2 protein-coding genes are annotated in these 3399 nt (G+C 45.6%); both read right to left on the minus strand.

The window, feature by feature from the left end:
• On the minus strand, positions 1 to 1674 hold a 1674-nt coding region (locus QUB12_RS28245; RefSeq protein ID WP_333309395.1), incomplete at its 3' end, for a cation-translocating P-type ATPase.
• 634 nt (positions 1675 to 2308) lie between these two features.
• Positions 2309 to 3399 (minus strand): calcium-binding protein (locus QUB12_RS28250; RefSeq protein WP_333146824.1); only part of this gene is annotated, 1091 nt, incomplete at its 5' end.

Genomic DNA, 3399 nt, shown 5'->3' on the forward strand with positions numbered 1-3399 from the left:
AGAAACTCCATCAATTGTGGAACAGGCATCTTGCCTGTTTCCAACATTAATATCTGAGTTCATATCCAACTCAGAATTCTGGAAAAGCGGCAAATAATCTGTGAGTGTTAGATTTCCGGTTGTCAGAGTGCCAGTCTTGTCAAAAACCACCGTATCTAATTGATGCACCCGTTCTAAAACATCACCACCGCGAATTAAAAGCCCGCGCTCCGCCCCGATGCCAGAACCAACTAAAATTGCAGTAGGGGTAGCCAATCCCAAAGCGCAAGGACAAGCAATCACTAAAACTGCGATCGCCAATTTCAAACTTAACAGCAAAGGCGATTGATAATGGATAATTGGCAATTCATTTCCCATGCCCATTGCCCCATGCCCGATGCCCGATGCCCCATGCCCCATGCCCATTGCCCCATGCCCCATATCCATTGCCCCCTGTCCTAAAAGCACAGAAGGCCAAATATGAGTGCCGGCAAAATACCAAAATAGAAAAGTTAAAAGCGATATTGCCATTACCCCATACACAAAATATCCCGCGACAGTATCAGCTAAATTTTGAATGGGCGCTTTGCGAGTTTGGGCTGCCTGCACCAAAGCCACCATTTGAGCTACAGTTGTTTCCTTACCGGTGCGAGTTGCCCGCATCACAACTGCCCCGGATTTATTGATAGTTCCGGCGGCAACTGTATCTCCTGGTTGCTTCAAAACCGGCATTGATTCGCCAGTCAGCATCGACTCATCTATGGTTGTTTTGCCTTCGCAGACTTCACCGTCTACCGGTATTTTTTCCCCTGGCAAAACTTGCAGCCATTCTCCGACTCGAACGCGATCGGCTGGAATTTCAATGTATTGTGGATCGTAGACCTCTGATGTCGAGTTTAAAGGCAATTCTTCCGATCGCAAATCTAAAGTCGGGAGTTTAAAATCTACTAAGCGGGCTTTCGCAGGCTGCAATGCGATTAAAGCTTGCAAAGCTGATGCAGCGCGCCGTCTGGCTTGCTGTTCCAGAGTTTTGCCCAACAAAATAAAGCCCAGCAGCATCACAGGTTCGTCAAAAAAGCACTCCCATCCCATCCGTGGAAACAGCAGCGCCGCGTTGCTAGCGGTGTAAGCTGTAACAGCGCCTAAAGCTACCAAAGTATTCATGTTGGGTGCATTTCGCCACAAACTGCGGCACCCGTCAACGATAATCGGGCGGCCCGGTACCAGCAAAGCGAGGGTGGCGAGTCCCCAGTGAAACCAAATATTGCTGAGAATTGGGGCTTTTGTGCCGAGTACGTGACCTAAACCGGATAAAATAATTAGGATTAGGGCGATCGTCAATTGCTTGATTTGCTGTCGAATTTCTTGCCCCCGCCGTTCAATTGTTGCCGCTTCTGCTTCCCGCTGATTTTCACCACAACGAGACTGAGAGGGAAATCCATTATCAGTCAACTTTTTAGCTAAAGCCTCTGCATCGACAGCCCCCGGTTGACACTCAACCGTAGCGACTTCTACGGCCAAGTTAACGCAAGCTGAAATTACGCCTGAATACTGCATAAGTTGGCGTTCCACAGCTTTCGCGCAGCCGGCACATTTCATCCCGCCGACATCGAAAGTAACAAGTTCTGGCGGTGATTCGTTAACTGGTATGATTTCTGGTTGAATTTCGGGGATTGTTTTGGGTAGAAATTGCATGGTTTTTTTTGGTATTGATTAAATATTTCGGCGCTTCTGAAAGGGTTTAATGCACTGTTTAGACAAATGTCTATATTTTTATCATAGATAAATATTGTGGCATCTTCCAAAAGTGTTAGTTTTTTTTAATTCTTATTAGTTGCAGGCGGTTAATTCCGCATTTTGGCAGGGGTTGAAATTAATCGGGGACTGCGGGTTTAATGCTAAGACACGCCTTGGACACGGCAGTGCCGTTTCCCTACTTGATATAATGGCGTTGCTGAATTAGGGTATGATACGGGCAAAAATACGAGAGGGGAGCCGAAAATGATTTCTGGGGTTTTAATGGGGAATTGGAACATCTCCAAATTTTAGATAGTAGACCTCTTGCAAAAATCCTTTTCATCAATTGATGGGACGGGCAAGATGCCCATCCCACAAGAGTTATTTTTTCTTGTGGGATGGGCATCTTGCCCGTCCTAATTATTTTTGCCAAAGGTCTAATGAATTACTAACTTAAGGATCGTGAATTAAATAACTTACCATTTTTATTGTGATTGTGGGATGGGCGTCCCGCCCGTCCAAAAAGGGCGGGCAGGACACCCCAATTTCCTTGTGTAAATTATTTAATTCGCGATCCTTAGAATTCGCTATATTAAACTAAGAGAAAATCTTGAGCAGTAATTAGCGAGGCATTAACACCCACAATATTCGCAAGTATTCTTCCACTTTGCTTAATCGTCAGCAATGTTCCATCATTTCCCTGTGTAATCTGCAACTGCTCAAACGTGAATCCTCCTGACAATCCAATCGCATCTTCCCCCTTAGTAAAATCTGCAATTAGAGCGAATTGCACTCCCGGACACAAGGCAAAGATATCATTTCCTACCCCTCCTAGTAAACTATCAAATCCACCACAACCACACAAAATATCATTACCTTTGCCTCCCAGGAGTGTATCATTCTCACTGCCTCCACACAGGGTATCATTTCCCTCTTGTCCTAACAATAAATCCTGTGCTTGTTCCCCCAGTAGAATATCATTGTCTTTGCCCCCGTATAAGGTATCATTTTCTTTGCCACCCTGAATAAAATCATTACCAGCATCGCCATAAATCAGGTCATTTCCTTCTCGCCCATTCAGAGAATCATTCCCTTGATTTCCCCGAATTACATCTTCCCCTTGTCCACCGAGAATAATATCATTATCTTTGCCACCCAAGAGGTAATCATTGCCAGTACCACCGACAATAAAATCACTACCTTCATTGCCATTCAGTGTGTCGCCTTCGTCATCAGCAAATAAGTTATCATCCCCTGGCAAAGCATCAAAAAAGCTAGAGGAATTGTTGCCATAATAAGCATCATTTTGGTTAGTGCCTATTCGGATATTAGGATTGCCATTGATTACATTATCGGTGGCATTGGGTTGATTGAGATCGGGGCGAGGAATGCGATCGCAAAAACAAGTTGAGTCAGGCGTTACCGCTGGTGTAGGTGTGGGAGGTGGTGTTACCTCTGGGGTAGGAGTTGCTGTAGGAATTGGTGTCGGATCTGCTAGAGGAATTGGCGTCTGTGTCGGTGTAGGTGTAGGAGTTGTTATAGGAATTGGAGTGGGAGTTGATGTTACCTCTGGTGTTACCTCTGGTGTCGAAATTGGCGTGGGAGTTGGTGTTACCTCTGGTGTCGAAATTGGCGTGGGAGTTGGTGTTACCTCTGGTGTCGAAATTGGCGTGGGAGTTGGTG

The sequence above is a fragment of the Microcoleus sp. B7-D4 genome (assembly GCF_036705125.1).
GTDB lineage: Bacteria > Cyanobacteriota > Cyanobacteriia > Cyanobacteriales > Microcoleaceae > Microcoleus.